Source organism: Paraburkholderia sp. CNPSo 3272 (genome assembly GCF_024206495.1).
Classification (GTDB): Bacteria; Pseudomonadota; Gammaproteobacteria; order Burkholderiales; family Burkholderiaceae; genus Paraburkholderia.
Genome location: NZ_JAMBPQ010000002.1, coordinates 1 through 18823 on the forward strand (window position 1 = coordinate 1; position 18823 = coordinate 18823).

Genomic DNA, 18823 nt, shown 5'->3' on the forward strand with positions numbered 1-18823 from the left:
TCCCCAGATCAAGGCGTTTTGCGATCAGTTACGCGCCAGAGGCAAAAAGACCAAGGTCGCATTCATCGCCGGCATGCGCAAGCTGCTCACCCAACTCAACGCCATGATGCGGGATGCCATTCCCTGGAATCCCCCCAAAGCGTGATTTCTTGGGGCTTGCCCCTTGACCTTCAATACAGTTGCTTTCTTTGCCGCCGCAAAGAAAGTAGGTGCCGCCCCGCACAGGGGCAACCCAGGCATACCGACGCGAAAACAAGGAAAGGCCAACGCCACACGCAGCCCCAAAAAAATCACTTCACCGCAGGCAAAATCTTGCCGACGCAGGCACCAAACCCCACCCGATAACCATCGCCCTGGCACCAGCCCGCGAGCGTGAGTTCGTCGCCGTCTTCGATGAAGCCGCGCGTGCCGCCGCTCTTCAGTTCGAGCGGATTCTTCGCATTCCACGTGAGTTCGAGCAGGCTGCCGAACGAGTCCGGCGTCGGGCCCGAGATCGTGCCCGAACCCATCAGGTCGCCCACGCGTGTGTTGCACCCCGCCACGGTGTGATGTGCGAGTTGCTGCGCCATCGACCAGTACATGTGGCGGAAATTCGTGCGTGCGATGGTCGTCGCCTCGGCCGCGCCTTCGGGCTGCATCAGCACTTCGAGCGAAATGTCGAACGCGTGGTCGCCCTCGTGACGCAGGTATTCGAGCGGCTGCGGTTCCTGCACCGGCTGCGCGACGCGGAACGGCTCCAGCGCGTCGAGCGTGACGACCCACGGCGAGATCGTGGAAGCGAAGGTCTTCGCGTTGAACGGCCCGAGCGGCACGTACTCCCATTGCTGGATGTCGCGCGCGCTCCAGTCGTTGAGCAGCACCATGCCGAAGATGTGGTCCTCGGCGTCTTCGCACGCGATCGGCTCGCCGAGCGCATTGCCGCGCCCGACGATGAAGCCCGTTTCCAGCTCGATATCGAGCTTGCGGCACGCGCCGAACACCGGACGATCCTGATCGGGCAGCTTCAATTGGCCCCTCGGACGGCGCACCGGCGTGCCGCTCACCACCACCGACGACGCGCGCCCGTTATAGCCGATCGGCATCTCGGACCAGTTCGGCAGCAACGCATTCTTCGGATCGCGAAACATCGAGCCGACGTTCGTCGCGTGTTCCTTCGACGAGTAGAAGTCGGTGTAGCCCGGAATCTGCACCGGCAGATGCAGCTTCGCGTCGGCGAGCTTCACGAAGGCGCGCTGGCGCAACGCTGCGTCGTCGCGCAGCGTGGCCGATTCGCGCGCGAGCAGCGACGAAAGCTGCACGCGCACGCTGCGCCACGTCTCGCGGCCTAGCGCGATGAAGTCGTTCAGCGCGGCACGCGCAAAGACGTCTTGCTGCGCGCCCGCGGGCAGACGCAGCAGCCCGGCTTCGTGCAGCACCGCAAGATCGGCGACGAGGTCGCCGATCGCCACGCCCACACGCACCGTTGCGTTGTTTGTGTCGCTGAACACGCCGAAAGGCAGGTTCTGGATCGGGAAATCGCACTGGGCGTCGTTCGCGCTCTCGACCCAGCTCTTGCGCCCCGCGTCGAGCGTCGCCTTGAGTTCGTCCGTCATGGTGCTGTTCATTACTGCTGCTCCGGATTGAAGTGTTTCGTGAGGCCTTGCCAGCACTCGTAGTAATGCGCCTGCAGCTGGCTCGTTTCGAGCGCGTAGCGCGTCGGGCGGATCAGCGTGCGGGTCTCGAACATGAACGCCATCGTGTCGCCGACCTTGTGCGGTTTGGTCGTGTCGGAGTTCGATGCCTTCTCGAAGGTCTCAGCGTCGGGCCCGTGGCCCGACATGCAGTTGTGCAGGCTCGCGCCGCCCGGCACGAACCCTTCGGCCTTGGCGTCGTACACGCCGTGCACGAGGCCCATGAACTCGCTCGCCACGTTGCGGTGATACCAGGGCGGACGGAACGTGTTCTCGGCCGCGAGCCAGCGCGGCGGGAAGATTACGAAGTCGATCGAGTCGACGCCCGGCGTGTCCGTGGGCGCGTGCAGCACGAGGAAGATCGAAGGATCGGGGTGGTCGTAGCTGATCGAGCCAATGGTGTTGAAGCGGCGCAGGTCGTACTTGTAGGGTGCGTAGTTGCCGTGCCACGCCACCACGTCGAGCGGCGAGTGGCCGATGTCGGCGCGCCAGAGCTGGCCGCCCAGCTTGGTGACGAGCTCGAACTCGCCTTCGCGGTCTTCATACGCGGCGACGGGCGTGAGGAAGTCGCGCGGATTCGCGAGGCCATTCGAGCCGATCACGCCGAGATCGGGCAGACGCAGGAGCGCGCCGAAGTTCTCGCAGATGTAGCCGCGTGCGTCGCCGTCGGGCAAGTCCACCGTGAAGCGCACGCCGCGCGGGATCACGACGATCTCGAAGGGCTCGACGTCGAGCCGGCCCATCTCCGTGCGGATGGCAAGCCGCCCTTGCTGCGGAACGATCAGCAGCTCGCCGTCGGTGTTGTAGAAAAAGCGGTCGACCATCGGCCGGTTCGCCGCGTAGAGGTGGATCGCGCAGCCGCTCATCGAGGCCGCCGAGCCGTTGCCCGACATCGTCACCCAGCCGTCGATGAAATCGGTGGGCTCCGCGGGCATGGGCAGCGCATCCCAGCGCAGCTGGTTGGGCGGCGTGGGCGGCACGTCGCCGAAATCGGCGACGAGGCGCGGCGCGCCATTCATATCGAGGCGCGCCGTGACCGGCGCAAACGGCTGATGCACGGCGCCCGGACGGATCCGGTAGAACCACGTGCGGCGGTTGTGCGAGCGCGGCGCGGTGAACGCGGTGCCCGAGAGTTGCTCGGCGTAGAGGCCATAGGCGCAGCGCTGCGGCGAGTTCTGGCCGGCGGGCAGCGCGCCCGCCAGCGCCTCGGTCGCGAATTCGTTGGCGAAACCGCTCATGTAGCCGTGCTGGACTTCGGTCGGGTGCCGCAAAGGTGCGTTCATTGCTGTCTCTCCACGTTCTCGGGTCATGACATGACGTCACGCGATTTACGGATGGTAAAACTAATTACGATTAGTGAAATTAGGCGTATACCCTGGCGAGCAGCCGGGCGCCTCCAGAACTGCCGCGAATGGTCGATAACGTTATGACCAAACAGTCCATCCGGCGGGGCTGCGGGCTGCTACCATCGGGTCATGCGACCCCGTGTGGGTCTCGCGCTTTTCACCGGTTTTCACCCGCTTCCCGCTACATCACCATGATTGCTCCCACCATTCCCGAACTCGTTGCCCGCGCCGCCGACCATCCGTTTCTCGGCGAGCACCTGGCGATGGGCAGCGGCGCGCACGCCAAAGAGGCCGTGGCGCGGCGGCGCGGCGTGGAGCTATTGAGCGCCTACGAGCCGATTTACGACATCAGCGTGCACAGCGGGGCGCAGTCGCTCACCGCCGATCTCGCGATGGCCTCGCGTTTTGGCGACGAGCTCGGCTACCAGGCGGTCACGCTGCGCGAGCAGGACGGCCAGCTCGCGCCCTGCGACGCGTTCAGCGACGCGCTCGACGATCCCGACCTCGTCGCGGTCGACCGCATGGTGCGCGCGCTGCACGCCATCAATTTTCTGGGCGGCCAGCAGCACGGGCTGCTTTTCCTGCGCGTGCACGAGCGGCTCTTAAAGAGCGTGAAGTACGACCATGGACGGCATTTCTCGAACGTGCTCGTGTCGTTCGGGCTCAACCCCGGGCGCATCGTGATCGAGCTGCCGGCGGCGGCGGTCGCGCACCGCACGTTTCTCGGCTATCTCACGAAGAGCTATCAGCGGTACGGGTTCAAGGTGGCGGGCAATCTGCCCAATGCCGGGCAGATTCTTTCGGTGTCGGACGTGCCTCGGCCCGACTTCGTGAAGATGGATGCGGGCTCCGCGCTGCGCGATTCGATGGTGAAGCCGCTAGTGAGCTATGCTGCGCGGCTGCGTATTCCGCTCATTTTCAACCGCGTGACCGATGCGGCGCAGTTCGAGCAGTTGCAGCAGTACGACGTGCGCTTCGTGCAGGGGCCGGTGTTCGCGGCCCAGGACAAAGTGATTTAAGCGTGTGTGAGGCAAGCAAGGCGCCGGGCGGCGCCTGAGAGGCCTTAGAGGCTGACGGGTTCCTGCTCCAGCTCCACTCCGAAACGCGCGAGCACGTCGCGCTGGATCGCCTGCGCGAGTTCGAGAATGTCCGCGCCGGTCGCGCCGCCGCGATTGACGAGCACGAGCGCCTGACGCTCATGCACCGCCGCCGCCCGCAGCGCGCGGCCCTTCCAGCCGCACTGGTCGATCATCCAGCCCGCCGCTAGCTTCACGCGCCCGTCGGCCTGCTGGTAAGAAACGATCTGCGGCTCGCGCACGACGAGCGTGTCGAACTGCTGCGCGTCGATCACGGGATTCTTGAAGAAGCTGCCCGCATTGCCGAGTTCGAGCGGGTCAGGCAGCTTTGCGCGCCGCACCGCGACCACGGCGTCGAACACGGCGCGCGCATGCGGCGTCTTGCCGGCGTTGTGCTGCGCCAGTTCGCGCGCGAGATCGGCGTAGCCCGCGTTGGGCTGCCAGACCTTCGGCAGGCGGAACGTGACCGAGGTAATGACGAAGCGATCGCGCCCTTCGCGCTTGAAGAAGCTGTCGCGATAGCCGAAGCGGCAGGCGGCCGCGTCGAAATCGACGGCTTTGCCGGTCGCCATCTCGATGGCCCGCACCGACACGCAGCGCTCGGCCATCTCGAGCCCGTACGCACCGATGTTCTGAATGGGCGCCGCGCCCACCGTGCCGGGAATCAGCGCCAGATTCTCGAGGCCGGGCATGCCCGCTTCGAGCGTCCAGGACACAAAATCGTGCCAGTTCTCGCCCGCGGCCGCTTCCACGTACCAGGCGTGGCCGTCTTCGTGCGCAACGCGCTTGCCGGCCAGCGCCATCAGTAGCACGAGACCGTCGAAGTCGCGCGTGAGCACGACGTTGCTGCCGCCGCCCAGCACGAGCGTGCGCAAGCCCTGGGCGCGCGGATCGCGCACCGCGGCGGCGAGATCGGCCTCGCTTTCGACCCGGCACGCATAGCGCGCGCGCACGTCGAAACCGAACGTGTTGTGCGCGCGCAGCGAAAAGGCGGCGGCGAACCACGTAGTGACAGGCGTTTGGACGACGGGCATCGAGGAAGAACGGAACATGGAGACGAAAAATGGCCGGAAAGGCCGCCGGCGGGCACCTGCGCACCGCGGACTCGGCTCCGGGCTGCGGCAAGCCGCCTTGGGCAAACGCAACAGCGCCGGTAGAATGGCGTCGGTCCGTGATTATAGCGAGTGCGCGAACCGCTGCCTGAAAATGCCACAGTGGGTTGCGGAATACGGCTGCGACCCGCGGGCATTTAGCTTGCATAGCTTTTGCACCGCCGTTTGCGCACCTCGTACTTTTTGGAGAACGCAATGCCATCGTTTGACGTCGTCAGCGAAGCCAACATGATCGAAGTAAAGAACGCCGTGGAGCAATCCAACAAGGAGATCTCCACACGCTTCGACTTCAAGGGCTCGGACTCGCGCGTCGAGCAGAAAGAGCGCGAGCTGACCGCGTTCGCCGACGACGACTTCAAGCTCGGCCAGGTGAAGGACGTGCTCGTGTCGAAAATGGCCAAGCGCAACGTGGACGTGCGCTTCCTCGACTACGGCAAGATCGAGAAGATCGGCGGCGACAAGGTCAAGCAGGTCATCACCGTGAAGAAGGGTGTGTCGGGCGACCTCGCAAAGAAGATCGTGAGGCTCGTGAAGGACAGCAAGATCAAGGTCCAGGCGAGCATCCAGGGGGACGCCGTGCGCGTGACAGGCGCCAAGCGCGACGACCTGCAAAGCGTGATCGCCATGCTGCGCAAGGACGTGACCGACACGCCGCTCGACTTCAACAACTTCCGCGATTAACGCGGCAAGTCCAGCGCACTGCGGGGCGGCTCGGGCCGCCCCGTTTCGTTTCACACGTCCCCGCTCGCTCTCACTCTCTCGCGCTCACTCCGCCGTCACCACGACCGGCATGAGCGCCTCGCCGGTTTCCAGCAGTGTCTTGAGATTCGAGAGAATGCGCGGCCAGCCGCCCGAGACCTTCTCGATGAAGATCGATCCCGGCCGCGCCACGCTATGCGTAATCGTGAGCTTGACCGCGTGCTCGACGGGTTCGATGTCGATCGTGCAGAGCGAGTCGCCCTCGGCATGGAGTTCGGCCAGGAACATGTTGCGCCAGCGCAGCACGAGCCTGCGCGGGGGATCGGATTCGAGCACCGCGCCCGAGTCGGCGATCCGGCCGTCGGCGAAGCGCAGCGACCAGGACGAGCCCGTCTGCCAGTCGCACTCGTGATGCATGCCGAACCAGTAGCGCTCGGTGAACTCGCGGCTCGTGAGCGCCGTCCACAACGCCTGCGGCGTGGTGCGGATGAAAGTGACGTAGACGAACGTCGAGTCGCCGACGGCGCTGCCTTGCGTGTGCTTGTCGCTACTCATGGCTTGTCTCCTTCGAGTGATCGCTTGAGGTCGAGGAGCGCGCCCACGCGCTCGTGCTCGAACTTGCCGATCCAGCGCGCGGCAATCTCGCCGATGGGCACCGGATTGATGAAATGCCGCTTCTCGCGCCCATGCCGCTGCGTCGCGACGAGATTCGCCTCTTCCAGCACAGCGAGATGCTTCGTGACCGCCTGGCGCGAGATGGCCAGCCCCTCGCATAAATCGGTCAGCGTCTGGCCGTTTTTTGCGTGGAGGCGGTCAAGCAGTTGACGGCGGCTCGCGTCCGCCAGCGCGCGGAATACGGCGTCGTCGTTCATGCATTTATTATGCAACCATATGGTTGCATGTCAAGGTACAAAAAACGGCGCCGTAGCGCCGTCTTCCCAGTTCACCGTGCCTTCGCCTCAATCGAGCCGGAACTGGCCAACCGCATCCGCGAGATTGGCTGCCTGGCCGCGCAGCGCCGCCGCGGCAGCCGTCGACTGCTCGACGAGCGCCGCGTTCTGCTGAACCATCTCGTCGAGCTGGCTGACCGCCCGGTTCACTTCCTGGATGCCGCGCGTCTGCTCACCGGCGGCGTTGGTGACTTCGGCGATGATGGTCGTCACGTTCGCGACATTCGACACGATCTCATCCATCGTCGAGCCGGCACGGCGCACGAGCTGCGAGCCCGAAGTCACGCTGGAAACGGTCGCTTCGATCAGCGCCTTGATTTCGCGCGCCGCCTGCGCGCTGCGCTGGGCGAGGCTGCGCACCTCGCCCGCCACCACCGCGAAGCCGCGTCCCTGCTCCCCCGCGCGCGCCGCTTCCACGGCGGCGTTCAACGCGAGAATGTTGGTCTGGAACGCGATGCCGTCGATCACGCCGATGATGTCGGCGATCTTGACCGACGCCTTCTCGATGTCGCCCATCGTGTGCACCACGTCGCCGATCACCGAGCCGCCGCGCGAAGCCGCCTGCGAAGCCGTGGCCGCCGTCACGTCGGCCTGCTGCGCCGCGTTCGCCGACTGCGCGACCGTCGCCGTGATTTCCTCCATCGAGGCGGCTGTCTCTTCGAGGCTCGCCGCCGCCGATTCGGTGCGGCCCGAAAGATCGACGTTGCCCGCCGCGATTTCATCGCTCGCGGTACGCACCGATTCGCTCGCGTCGCGGATGTGGCGCATCACGTCGCGCAGCTTGTCCATGAACGCGTTGAACGAGCGCCCGATCTGCGCGACTTCATCGTTGCCCACGGCGGGCAGGCGCTTCGTCAGATCGCCCTCGCCGGCGCTAATCGCGTCCATCGCGTCGCGCACGCGCGAGAGGCGCTGGAACGACACGGCCGTCGCAGCGGCCACGATCGCCGCGGCCGCCACCGCGATCACCACGAGCGCGATGAGCGACGCTGTGAGCAGCGAGCGCATGGCCGCCGTCGCATCGGCGCGGTCGAAAGCGACGACCACGCGCCAGTCGGTGCCCGGAATCGTTTGCGCGCGCATCAGCTTGATGTCGCCCTTCACGTCCACCTTCAACGGCTCGCTCGCCGCGAACAGCGCGTTCAGGCGATCGCCGGCGAGCCCGGGCGCGAGTTCCGCGACGGGTTTGAGCGTGAGCTGCGCGTCGGGGTGCGCAACGATCGCGCCGCTCGCGTCGACGAGCATGCCGAAGCTCGCGGGCGTCGGATGAATCGAGCGGACGTTGGCGATCACGCTGTCCATCGCCACGTCGCCGGAGATGACGCCCTTCACGGCGCCGTCGCGAATCACGGGCTCCGCGAACGCCACTACGAGTTTGCCCGTGCCCACGTCCACATAGGGCGGCGTGACGACCGCCTTACCCGCCGCGACGGCCTGCTTGTACCAGGGGCGCCCGGTCGGGTCGTAGTCGGGCGGGATGCCGGTGGCGTCGGAGAACTTCGCCGTGCGGTCGGCATAACCCACGTAGACGTTGGTGAAGCCGCCCGCTGCCGCGATCTGCTTGAGCGCCGGCACAGGATCCGGCCCGAGCACGGCTTCCTGGAGCGAATCGATCATCCGCCCGTGGGTCGCGACCCAGTCGGCGATGCCCTGCGCGTGGCTCTCTTCGAGCGCCGCGAGCGTGCTGTCGATCGAATCCTTGTTTTGCGAGTCGGCGACGAAATAATTGAGCGCCGTATTCGCGGCAAGCGCGCTCACGACGATGACGACGCATAGCGCGACGATGCGCGCGCGGATGGAGGAAAACATGGGGGAATGCCGTGTGGGATCGAAGGAGGAAAGCCGCAAAAGCCTGATCTGGAGCTATCAGGGATTACGGCAAACCACCCAGCGTTCTTGAGGGCGCACACTGAGAAGATGCGCAATTAATCACTTACTTAACAGAAGATGACAGACGTTATCTGAAATTATCAGACAAATAGCCGGTGGCGACCTGACCCGTCAAACCAGCTTACTTGCCGGCGCCCGCCGCCTTCTTCTCGCCGATGCGGCTTTCCCTGCCCGCGATGAGCTTGGAAATGTTCGCGCGATGCCGCCAGAACAGCAGCACGCTCATGGCGAGGATGGCGAGCGCGACGATGCGCGGGCCGAACATGAAGACGTAGTAGAGCGGCGCGAATACGGCGGCGGCCAGCGCCGCGAGCGACGAGTAGCGCGTGAAGAATGCGACGATGAGCCAGGTGGCGAGCGTCGCGACACCGAGGATCGGATTCACGGCGAGCAGGACGCCGGCTGCAGTGGCGACGCCCTTGCCGCCCTTGAAGCGGAAGAACACTGGATACAGGTGGCCGAGAAACACCGCGATCGCCGCGAGCGCGACGGCGGCGTCGCCCAGACCGTAACGCGGGCCGAAGTGCGCGACGAGCCAGACGGCGAGCCACCCCTTGAACGCGTCGCCGATCAGCGTGAGGACCGCAGCCTTCTTGTTGCCGCTGCGCAGCACGTTGGTCGCGCCGGGATTGCCGGAGCCGTAGGAGCGGGGATCGTCGAGGCCCATGAAGGCGCTCACGACCACGGCGAACGAAACCGAGCCGATCAGATAGGCGAGAACGGCGACGAACAGGTTGTACATGCACGAAACCCGGAGGAAGTGGAACGATGCGCGCCGGGAGCTGGCGATGGTCATCGCCGCCCGGCAACGCGCGACGGCGCTCATTCTACCGAAGCGCGGGCGCGCCCTGCCCGCGCAGGCGGCACAAGCACGCACAAACCAGGGTAAATCAGGGAAGCAACGGCAACTGCCGGGGGATCCGCTCAGCATCCGCTCGGCGCGCGGCGCGCCTTATTTGACCGTTATTCGACGCTTGCGCACTGAACCGGCTTCGCGTTCAGGAGCGTCGTGAGCACCGCGGGGGCGAGGCTCACGAGATAGCCGCGACGGCCGCCGTTGAGCCAGATCTCGTCGAGTTCGAGTATGGTCGATTCGACGTACACGGGCATGGCTTTCTTCGTGCCGAAGGGCGACGTGCCGCCCACCAGGTACCCCGAATGACGGTTCGCGACTTCGGGCTTGCACGGCTCGATGCGCTTCGCGCCGATCTGCCGCGCGAGGTTCTTCGTCGACACCTTGCGGTCGCCATGCATGAGGACGACGAGCGGCTTCGCGTGCTCGTCCTCCATCACGAGCGTCTTGACGACGCGATGCTCGTCCACGCCGAGCTGGCGCGCGGACTCTTCGGTGCCGCCGTGCTCGACATACTCGTAGGGATGCTCGCCGAATGCGACGCCCGCGCGGCGCAGCATCTGCGTGGCGGGCGTTTCGGACACATGTTTCGTTTTGCTCATCGGCGCATTTTGACGTCTTCCCCGACCTCAGCCAACGGTTGCCGCGCAGGGCGCGGGAAGGACGGGGATTCCTTCTGCTAGACGGCGACGTCCCGCCGCGAGAATGTTCTCGCTTGAATTGATGTCGCGATGATGATACGCGCCACATTCAAGACAAGCCCACTCTCTTATTCCAAGACCTTCCAGGCCCTTCGGGCCTGTGCGCCTTTTACAGCAGCTACAGGTCTGGGTTGAAAACGCTTCATCGACCTCATCGAACCAGACTCCTGCGTCATCGCACTTGTACTGAGCCATGGTTCGGAACATACCCCAGCCTGCGTCAAGCACGGACTTCGCCATCCGCGTTTTCGCAAGTGCCGAAGCGTTCACATTGCCGATGAAGATGACATCGTATTCCTCTACGAATGCCGTGGAAAGCTTGTGCAACTGGTCTTTCCGTGAATTCCTGATTATTGAGTGAATCGCACGCACGCGCTCTTTCTTGCCCGCGCGCTGTGCGACTGCAAGTGCCTCCTCGTATTTCCGATAGGGTTTGTCGAGTGAAAAAACCTCCGCGTCACTCGTCGCGGCGAAGTCTTTCAGCCCAAGGTCAATACCGACCGAGCGCCCTACCAGCCCTGTGGGCGGCTTGGGTCTCTTTTTGACCTTGATGGTCACGTTCAGGTACCACCGCCCTCGGGCATCTTCACTGAGGTTCCCTGTACCAAGCTCGTAGTCAGCCAGGCCGTAGCTGTCCCAAAGTGACAGAGGTTTTCCTGAAAAGAAAACCTGACCGTTCCGATACCTGATGGCGCTAGCCTTGAAGGGAATCCAGCCAAGAGAGCGGCGCGGTCCGTTAGACACGCGCCAACGAAGCTTGACTTTGCGGTGTTGCTTGCGCCGGGCAACAAGCTCCTGGGTGACCGCCTGAACAGTCTGGGAATGTAGCGGCAAGCCTTCCCTTGTCGCACCTGCGGTGTACCGGTCAATTTCATCTGAACCGATGAAACGACGCTCGCGCTGCCAGACCTTGTAGCTCAGCTCATTGGCGTAGTTGAATACCTGATTGACGTGAAATGCAGACTCCCGCAACCACGCTGCGTGTTTGTCTTTCAACCGCACGCGAAGGACGCGGGTTGAAAGATTCGGGTCGACTTTTGTGCGTCGAGGCATTCAAGGAGAGGAAATTATTTTTAAACAGGTTAACACAGTTTGGTTAACAAATAGATGGCGACCTCCCGGCGGACGCGCTATTCATCTCCGCCCTGAAGGAATGAGCTTTCCGCGCGCTTCGGGTAATCGCAGCGTCTGAAACGACCGCGCCAGACGGGTTTGCCAGGGTCACCCGCGCGGATGATGCTTCTCGTGCAACAGACGCAGCCGCTCGCGCGCGACGTGCGTATAAATCTGCGTCGTGGAGATGTCGCTGTGGCCGAGCAGAAGCTGCACGACCCGCAGGTCCGCGCCGTGATTGAGCAGGTGCGTGGCGAACGCGTGGCGCATCGTGTGCGGGGAGAGCGGCGCATGCACACCGGCCGCCGCCGCGTGACGCTTGATGATGTGCCAGAACTGCTGGCGCGTCATGCCTTCGGCGCGCGCGGTCACGAACAGCGCGTCGGCCGTGCGCGCGCCGAGCAGCGCCGGCCGCGACTCGCGCAGGTAGCGCTCGATCCACGCGTGCGCCTCCTCGCCGAACGGAATGAGCCGCTCCTTCGAGCCCTTGCCGAGCACCCGCACGACGCCTTCGTTCAGGCCCACCTCGACGGTCTTGAGCGTGACGAGTTCGGTCACGCGCAGGCCGCTCGCGTACATCAGTTCCAGCATCGTGCGATCGCGCAGGCCGAGCGCCGTCTCGACATCGGGCGCGCCTAGCAGCGCCTCGACCTGCGCCTCGCTCAAGGTGGACGGAAAGCGCGGCGCCTGCTTCGCCGAGCGGATGCGCACGGTCGGGTCCGAATGCACGCGCTGCTCGCGCAGCGCCCAGCCGTAGTAGCGGCGAAACACCGAAAGGCGCCGGTTCGCCGAGGTGGATTTGTCGTCCTTGCGGCGCGCGCTGTAGGCGAGCAAGTCGTCTTCGCGGGTCGTATCGAGCGCATTGGCGCGCTCGCCCGCAAGCCATTGCGCGAAGAGGCGCAAATCGCGTCGGTAGGCGTCGAGCGTGTTGCGCGAGAGCCCGTGCTCGAGCCACATGGCGTCGCAGAACGTGTCGATGGCGGTGAGGCTCGACGCCAGCGCTTCGGCGGCGGCGGGCTCGAGCGCCTGCTCGGCCTCGTCGGCGGCATCGCTTGCGGCAAGCGGCGGAGGATTCGTCGTCATCGTCATCGTGTCAGCGCAGTTGAAATCGGTTCGACGTGCATTCGTGTGCGAGCAGCCAGCGCTTCACGTCGCGAAAGAAGCCTTCGCCGCCGTGATGCGCGAAGCCGCCGAGGCCGTTCGCCGACACCACGCGATGACACGGAATCACGATCGGAAAGGGGTTGTCGCCGCACGCCTGACCCACGGCGCGCGGGCTGACGCCGCCAATGCGCTTCGCGAGTTCCCCGTAGGTGAGGACTTCGCCGGCCTCGATTGCGCAGATGCCGTCCCACACGCGCCGCTGGAATTCGGTGCCGAGCGGGGCGAGCGGCAGGTCGAAGCCGGCGTCGGCGTCCTCGAAATACTGGCCGATCTGCTCAGCCGCGCGCGCGGCGAGTTCGCAATCGGGCTCGACGCTCGCCGTGTGTCCCGGCAAATAGACGATCTCGCGCAGCGCCTGGCCGACGGCGCGGATGCCGACCTTGCCGAATGGCGCGTCGATCACTGCGTTGAACATCGTCGTCTCCTTCGCGCGCGAACGTTGCACGCCATGGTGCCGCGTTGTGCGCGCGATTTCCAGCGCGCCGTCGTTCAGTTTCGGGTCCATGCCAGCCTCTGCCATTTTCATCCGCATCAAGCCGCTTCGAGCGCCCAGAGCACATGCTCGCGCACGACCGCCGACTCGTCATGCTCGCGCTCACGCAGCGCCTTTACGATCGCGGCGCGCGCGGCGTCGCGGGTGCTATCCGCGCCTTCACGCGTGGCGCGCAGCGCATTGCCCATCGCCACCGCGATGTTGCGCGACCAGCTCTCGTAGCCGATGCGCCGTATCGCGCTGCCCTGCATGCGCTCGTCGAACTGCGCCGCGCTCCAGCCGAACAGGTCGACGAGACTCGCGCGATCGAGCCCATGACGCACGTCGAAGTCCGCCACGGGCGCGGCCTTGGCGAACTTGTTCCATGGGCACACGAGCTGGCAGTCGTCGCAGCCATACACACGATTGCCGATCAGCTCGCGCAGTTCCAGGGGAATACTGCCCTTCAACTCGATCGTGAGATAGGAGATGCAGCGGCGCGCATCCACGCGATACGGCCCGGTGATCGCCCCCGTCGGGCACGCGTCGATGCAGCGCGTGCAGCTGCCGCAATGCGCGCCCGGCGTTTCGGGCGCGGTGCTGGCCGGGTCGTCGGCGTCGATAGGCAGCGGCACGTCCACGTAGATCTCGCCGAGGAAGAATAGCGAGCCCGCGTCGCGCTGCAGGAGCAGTGTGTGCTTGCCGCGCCAGCCTACGCCAGCCTTCTGCGCGAGCTCGACTTCGAGCACCGGCGCGGAGTCGGTGAACACGCGAAAGCCGAACTGGCCGATCTCGGCCTCGATGCGCTCGGCAAGCTGCTGCAGACGCGCGCGCAACACCTTGTGGTAGTCGCGGCCGCGCGCGTAGATCGACACGACAGCGGCATGCGGGTCAGCGAGACGCGCGTGTTCGCGCAGACGCCAGTCGGCGTGAACGCCCTGGTGTGCAACGTTCGTGCCAACTTCGTTGCCAACCGCAGCGCCAGCGCTCCCGCTGCGATCCGAACCGCCTTGCGAAGCACTTTCGAGCGTCTTTCCCGCTGCATTCGGCGCGAGCGTATCGACGGGCAAATAGGCCATGCGTGCGGTAATCACGCGTCGCGTGCCGGCCACAAGCTCGGCGGGCCGCGCGCGTTTCATCCCATGTTTGGCCATATAATCCATCTCGCCGTGGCAGCCTGCTTCGAGCCACGCGGCGAGGCCCGCCTCGGCATGGGAAAGGTCGGTGTCACTGATACCGATCGCACCGAACCCCAGCTCGCGCCCCCAGGTCCGGATGCGCGCCGCGAGCGCGGCAAGCGCCGCCTCATCGAGCAGCGTGGCCTGCTCGACGTCTGGCGCAGACGAATCTTGCGGCGCGTTAGCTCGAGCATGCGCTCGCGCGCCCGCCTGAGCGGACGTTGGGTCGAGCGCCTCCGAAGACGCGCGCGCATCTGGCGCCGAGTTGGAAGGGGAATGCGTGGGGTTCATCACGTCATTTTACGAGAATGCCCGACACGCCCGGTCACGACCACGCGCCGCTTTCGCTTGATCCATCCGCCGCCGTTCTCCTCGAACGCCGTTTCGATCTCGCAGACGCCGACGCCACTGACGCCTTCGGCGCACGCTTCGCGCACGCGCTCGATTCGCTGCGCGCAGATCGTGCGGAAAATCACGACGCACCGCCCTTTCACGGCCTGCACGTGCAGTTGCACGGCGACCTCGGCGCGGGCAAGACCTCGCTCGTGCGCGCCACGTTGCGCGCGCTCGGCCACACGGGCCGCGTGCGCAGCCCCACCTACACGCTGGTCGAACCGTACACAGTCGCCACGCCCCGTGGGGAACTCCAGCTTTATCACTTCGATCTGTACCGTTTCAGCGATCCGGCCGAATGGGCCGACTCGGGCTTTCGCGAATATTTTGCGCAAGATGCGGTGTGCCTCGTCGAATGGCCGCAACGCGCGGGCGGCCTGCTTGGCGTACCCGATCTCGTGTTTTCGCTCGAGCCGGATGCAAGCGGCGAAGGCCGCGTGCTCACCGCATACGCATACAGCGCATCAGGAAAGGCATGTCTAGAAAGATGTTAATCAAACCGTTCCGCTCGATCGAATCGGCCGCCACCGCCACGCACAACTGGCGTCGCCGGCAGATCCTGAAGGCGGGCGCTTCCACGCTCGTCCTCGGCCTTGCCGTGCCGCGCCTCGCGTGGGCCACTTCGGTGGTCGGCGTGCGCGTCTGGCCCGCGCGCGACTACACCCGCGTCACCATCGAATCGGACCAGCCGCTGCAGAACACGCAGCAACTGCTGCAGGGCCCGGATCGTCTCGTCGTCGATCTCACCGGACTCGATCTCGACGACGCACTCAAGAACCTCGTCTCCAAGATCACGCCGAACGATCCACAGATCCAGGCCGTGCGCGTGGGCCAGTACCAGCCGCACGTGGTGCGCATGGTGTTCGACCTCAAGGGCGGCGTGAAGCCCCAGGTGTTCACGCTTGCTCCTATCGGCTCGTACAAGTACCGGCTCGTGTTCGACCTCTATCCGGCGGTTGCGCCCGACCCGCTCATGGACCTGCTGGCGCAAACCGAGCGCAAGCAGCAGCAGCTCGACGCGCACGAAGCGATGAAGGACAGCGCGCCGCCTTCCACGCCGCCTACGCTCGCCGGTCCCAATGCCGGAATCAGCGCGCCGCCCGCGCACGACAACAGCGACGCATTTTTCGAGCGCTACGCGCAGAACGACGCGGGCGCCGCGCCCGGCACGCCGCGGCCCGCGCCCTCCGTGCGTGCGCCGAAGCCTGCCGCGCCGAAGCCGCCCGTCGTCGCCCAGCGCAACAGCGATGACGACAATGCCAGCGCCGACGACAACTACGGCTTCACCACGCCGAAGACCACCAGGGGCGGCACCACGCGCCTCTTGACGGTCGCGATCGATCCGGGCCACGGCGGCGAGGACCCCGGCGCGATCGGCAGCGCGGGCACCTACGAGAAGCACGTCGCGCTCGACATCGCGAAGAAGCTGCGCGCGAAAATCGACGGCCAGCCCAACATGCGCGCGATGATGACGCGCGACGCCGACTTCTTCGTGCCGCTGAACGTACGCGTGCAGAAGGCGCGCCGCGTGGGCGCGGACCTGTTCGTCTCGATTCACGCCGACGCCTTCACGACGCCCGAGGCGCGCGGCTCGTCGGTGTTCGCGCTGTCGGAGCACGGCGCGACGAGCGCCGCGGCGCGCTGGATGGCGAACAAGGAAAACTCGTCGGACCAGATCGGCGGCATCAGCGTGCAGACAGCCGACGCCGCCGTGAACCGCGCGCTCTTCGACATGTCCACTACGGCGCAGATCCGCGACTCGCTGCGTTACGGCGGCTTCGTGCTCAACGAGGTCGGCGAGATCAACAAGCTGCACAAGGGCTCAGTCGAGCAGGCGGGCTTCGCGGTGCTCAAGGCACCCGACATTCCGTCGATCCTCGTGGAGACGGCCTTCATCAGCAATCCCGAAGAAGAGACCAGGCTCAACGACGACGCCTATCGCGACAAGATGGCGAACGCGATTCTCAAGGGCATCAAGCGCTATTTCGCGGCCAATCCGCCGCTTGCGAAGAACCGCATGACCTGAGCGCCGCGTGGCGCATCGGGCGCTTCAGGAGCGCCGCGCATGCCTTCGGGCTCGCGCGGCGTTTTTTCGTGGTGCGCAGGCGTTACGAGCGCACGGCCCCGAGGCGCTGCTTGACCCAGCCTCCGAACACGTTGACGGCGAGGCCGCCCATCACGAGCACGGCGCCGCCGATCTCGGCCGCGCTCAACTGTTCGCCGAGCAGCAGCGACGCCGAGGCCAGCCCGACGATCGGCACGAGCAGCGAGAACGGCGCCACCTGGCTGGCGGGATACTTCGAGAGCAGGCGGCTCCAGAGGCTATAGCCGATGAGCGTCGCGACGAACGCTAGATAAACGATCGCGCCCACCGACGTCATGCCGATGCCCGAGAGCGCGGCGACGATGCGCTGCGGACCTTCCATCCAGTACGACAGCACGAGAAACGGCAGCGGCGGCACGAGGCTCGCCCACACCACGAGGCCGACGAGATCCACCTTGCCCACCTTCTTGGTGACAATATTGCCGAGCGCCCACATGCAAGCCGCGCACAGCGTGAGCACGAAGCCGGCGATGGTCATGCCTTGCGCACTGTGGCCCGCAGCACCGCCCATCGACTGCACACCGATCAGCGCGAGACCGCCCGCGGCGATCAACAGGCCGATGACGTTCTGCGCGTGAAAGCGCTCGCGCAGAAACACCGCCGCAAAACCGAGCGTGAAGAACGCCTGCGCCTGCAGCACGACCGACGCGAGGCCCGCGGGCATGCCCACGTACATCGCCGTGAAGAGGAACGCGAACTGGCCGAGCGAGATGGTCGCGCCGTAGGCCAGCAGCCAGCGCAGCGGCAATTGCGGGCGCTTCACGAACAGCACCGCGGGGAACGCCGCCAGCATGAAGCGCAGCGCGCCGAGCAGGAGCGGCGGCACGTCGTGCAGCCCCACCTTGATCACGACGAAATTCACGCCCCACGCGAGCACCACTACCAGCGCGAGCAACAAGTCCTTCGGCGACATCCCCTTTCTCCCCTTTTTGCGTCACACCTGTACTTCGAAGCGGCGATCTTACCCCCTCGCGCGGCGGCGTGCCGTGCGGCCAGCGCCGGGCCGTTGCCTTAGCCGCACGCCGGCAAAGCCGGCGTTAGAATGAGCGCCAGCCTCGCGCGCGGCGTGCCCGCGTGCCGATTTCGCCCACCAGCTGGCCCACAGCGCGTGCCATACGACTCATCCAGGAAGCATCATGTCCTCATCGATCAAAGCGGTTCTCAAGCCTCATCAACGCGACATCGGCAATCTCTATGTGCGACGCGTGCTGCCCGCGCTCGCCGCACGCCTCGTCGGCCCGTTCATCTTCTTCGATCACATGGGCCCCGCCACGCTCGCGCCGGGTTCGGGCGTGGACGTGCGCCCGCACCCGCATATCGGGCTGGCGACGGTCACCTATCTGTTCGACGGCGCGCTCATGCATCGCGACAGCATCGGTTCCAGCCAGAAGATCGTGCCCGGCGACGTGAACTGGATGACGGCCGGGCGCGGCATCGTCCACTCCGAGCGCACGCCCGATGAGGACCGCGCCACCGGCCTCACCATGCACGGCATCCAGACCTGGGTGGCGCTGCCGCTCGATCACGAAGACACGGAACCGTCGTTCTTCCATCACACCGCCGCCACGCTGCCCGAAATCGAGCGCAACGGCGTCACGATGCACGTGATCGCGGGCACAGCGTTCGGCGAGACCTCGCCGGTCGAGACCTTCTCCGGCACGCTCTACGTCGCCGCAGATTTCGCGCCGGGCAGCGCATTCGCGCTCGACGCGGAGCACGAAGAGCGCGGCGTCTACCTCGTGGAAGGCGATCTAGCGATCGACGGCACCCCGCTCGAACAGCACACCATGGCCGTGCTGGTGCCGGGCGAAACCGCCACGCTCTCGAGCGCGAATGGGGCACGCGTGATGCTGCTCGGCGGGGAAAAGCTCGGAGGCGAGCGCTTCATCGAATGGAACTTCGTGGCAAGCTCGCGCGAGAAGATCGAAGCCGCGAAGGAAGCCTGGACGCGCCAGGAAATGGGGCATGTTCCCGGCGAAACGGAATGGATTCCGCTGCCGGAAAAGAAGCCGCGCTAAGGCCTCGCTAACGGCTCGCCGCGAGGGGGATGATTGAAACCTGGGCGTTTCGTCCCCAACTACCCGCATAACGGTTATCTCAAC

Annotated in this window: 18 protein-coding genes; 5 read left to right on the forward strand and 13 right to left on the reverse strand. The window is 65.6% G+C overall.

The window, feature by feature from the left end; genetic code table 11:
• Nucleotides 1-290: 290 nt before the first annotated feature.
• Nucleotides 291-1604 (reverse strand): fumarylacetoacetase, encoded by a 1314-nt coding sequence (fahA, locus tag M3I53_RS02410; RefSeq protein WP_254314391.1) that lies wholly within the window; start codon nucleotides 1602-1604, stop codon nucleotides 291-293.
• Nucleotides 1604-2953, reverse strand: coding sequence for a homogentisate 1,2-dioxygenase (gene hmgA, locus M3I53_RS02415; protein ID WP_254314392.1), 1350 nt, complete (start codon nucleotides 2951-2953; stop codon nucleotides 1604-1606). The genes fahA and hmgA overlap by 1 nt, the downstream gene beginning before the upstream one ends.
• 254 nt (nucleotides 2954-3207) lie before the next feature.
• Between hmgA and M3I53_RS02420 the strand changes: the two genes are divergently transcribed.
• On the forward strand, nucleotides 3208-4035 hold the full coding sequence (locus M3I53_RS02420) for an EAL domain-containing protein (protein ID WP_254314393.1): 828 nt from the start codon (nucleotides 3208-3210) through the stop codon (nucleotides 4033-4035).
• A 44-nt stretch (nucleotides 4036-4079) separates the two neighbouring features.
• On the opposite strand, the gene murB is transcribed toward M3I53_RS02420, so the two are convergent.
• Entirely contained in the window at nucleotides 4080-5126 is a 1047-nt protein-coding gene (murB, locus tag M3I53_RS02425) for a UDP-N-acetylmuramate dehydrogenase (RefSeq protein WP_254314394.1), read from the reverse strand.
• Between the two features lie 273 nt (nucleotides 5127-5399).
• Here murB and M3I53_RS02430 point away from each other — a divergent pair, with 273 nt between their 5' ends.
• Nucleotides 5400-5885: a YajQ family cyclic di-GMP-binding protein gene (locus M3I53_RS02430; protein ID WP_028209548.1), complete on the forward strand. Its 486-nt coding sequence runs from the start codon at nucleotides 5400-5402 to the stop codon at nucleotides 5883-5885.
• A gap of 84 nt (nucleotides 5886-5969) precedes the next feature.
• Here the strand turns inward: M3I53_RS02430 and M3I53_RS02435 are convergent, their stop codons facing one another.
• The 9 genes from M3I53_RS02435 to queG all read right to left on the reverse strand — a co-directional run bounded on the left by M3I53_RS02435 (nucleotide 5970) and on the right by queG (nucleotide 14362).
• On the reverse strand, nucleotides 5970-6458 hold the full coding sequence (locus M3I53_RS02435; RefSeq protein ID WP_254314395.1) for an SRPBCC family protein: 489 nt from the start codon (nucleotides 6456-6458) through the stop codon (nucleotides 5970-5972).
• Nucleotides 6455-6775, reverse strand: a complete 321-nt coding sequence (locus M3I53_RS02440; RefSeq protein ID WP_254314396.1) for a helix-turn-helix transcriptional regulator — start codon at nucleotides 6773-6775, stop codon at nucleotides 6455-6457. The genes M3I53_RS02435 and M3I53_RS02440 overlap by 4 nt, the downstream gene beginning before the upstream one ends.
• Nucleotides 6776-6862: 87 nt before the next feature.
• Nucleotides 6863-8662: a methyl-accepting chemotaxis protein gene (locus tag M3I53_RS02445; protein WP_254314397.1), complete on the reverse strand. Its 1800-nt coding sequence runs from the start codon at nucleotides 8660-8662 to the stop codon at nucleotides 6863-6865.
• A 202-nt stretch (nucleotides 8663-8864) separates the two neighbouring features.
• The gene (gene plsY / locus M3I53_RS02450) at nucleotides 8865-9485 is read right to left on the reverse strand and encodes a glycerol-3-phosphate 1-O-acyltransferase PlsY (RefSeq protein WP_254314398.1); all 621 of its coding nucleotides are present in this window, start codon (nucleotides 9483-9485) and stop codon (nucleotides 8865-8867) included.
• Nucleotides 9486-9706: 221 nt separating this feature from the next.
• Entirely contained in the window at nucleotides 9707-10198 is a 492-nt protein-coding gene (gene ybaK, locus M3I53_RS02455; RefSeq protein WP_254314399.1) for a Cys-tRNA(Pro) deacylase, read from the reverse strand.
• Nucleotides 10199-10225: 27 nt separating this feature from the next.
• Nucleotides 10226-11299, reverse strand: coding sequence for a transposase (locus M3I53_RS02460; RefSeq protein ID WP_254314400.1), 1074 nt, complete (start codon nucleotides 11297-11299; stop codon nucleotides 10226-10228).
• A gap of 219 nt (nucleotides 11300-11518) precedes the next feature.
• A complete protein-coding gene (gene xerD, locus M3I53_RS02465; RefSeq protein ID WP_375542452.1) occupies nucleotides 11519-12499 on the reverse strand; it encodes a site-specific tyrosine recombinase XerD in 981 nt (326 codons plus the stop codon).
• Nucleotides 12500-12503: 4 nt separating this feature from the next.
• Nucleotides 12504-12989: a methylated-DNA--[protein]-cysteine S-methyltransferase gene (locus M3I53_RS02470; protein ID WP_254314716.1), complete on the reverse strand. Its 486-nt coding sequence runs from the start codon at nucleotides 12987-12989 to the stop codon at nucleotides 12504-12506.
• Nucleotides 12990-13105: 116 nt separating this feature from the next.
• Entirely contained in the window at nucleotides 13106-14362 is a 1257-nt protein-coding gene (queG, locus tag M3I53_RS02475) for a tRNA epoxyqueuosine(34) reductase QueG (RefSeq protein WP_309249481.1), read from the reverse strand.
• A gap of 170 nt (nucleotides 14363-14532) precedes the next feature.
• On the opposite strand from queG, the gene tsaE reads away from it, so the two are divergent.
• Nucleotides 14533-15111: a tRNA (adenosine(37)-N6)-threonylcarbamoyltransferase complex ATPase subunit type 1 TsaE gene (gene tsaE, locus M3I53_RS02480; RefSeq protein WP_254314403.1), complete on the forward strand. Its 579-nt coding sequence runs from the start codon at nucleotides 14533-14535 to the stop codon at nucleotides 15109-15111.
• Nucleotides 15093-16643, forward strand: coding sequence for an N-acetylmuramoyl-L-alanine amidase (locus M3I53_RS02485; RefSeq protein ID WP_254314404.1), 1551 nt, complete (start codon nucleotides 15093-15095; stop codon nucleotides 16641-16643). Before tsaE ends, M3I53_RS02485 begins: the two co-directional genes overlap by 19 nt.
• An 82-nt stretch (nucleotides 16644-16725) precedes the next feature.
• Here the strand turns inward: M3I53_RS02485 and M3I53_RS02490 are convergent, their stop codons facing one another.
• Entirely contained in the window at nucleotides 16726-17634 is a 909-nt protein-coding gene (locus M3I53_RS02490) for an EamA family transporter (protein ID WP_254314405.1), read from the reverse strand.
• A 223-nt stretch (nucleotides 17635-17857) separates the two neighbouring features.
• Between M3I53_RS02490 and M3I53_RS02495 the strand changes: the two genes are divergently transcribed.
• Nucleotides 17858-18739 carry a pirin family protein gene (locus M3I53_RS02495; RefSeq protein ID WP_254314406.1) on the forward strand — a complete coding sequence of 294 codons (882 nt, stop codon included), beginning with the start codon at nucleotides 17858-17860 and terminating at the stop codon, nucleotides 18737-18739.
• The last annotated feature ends 84 nt before the right edge of the window (nucleotides 18740-18823 follow it).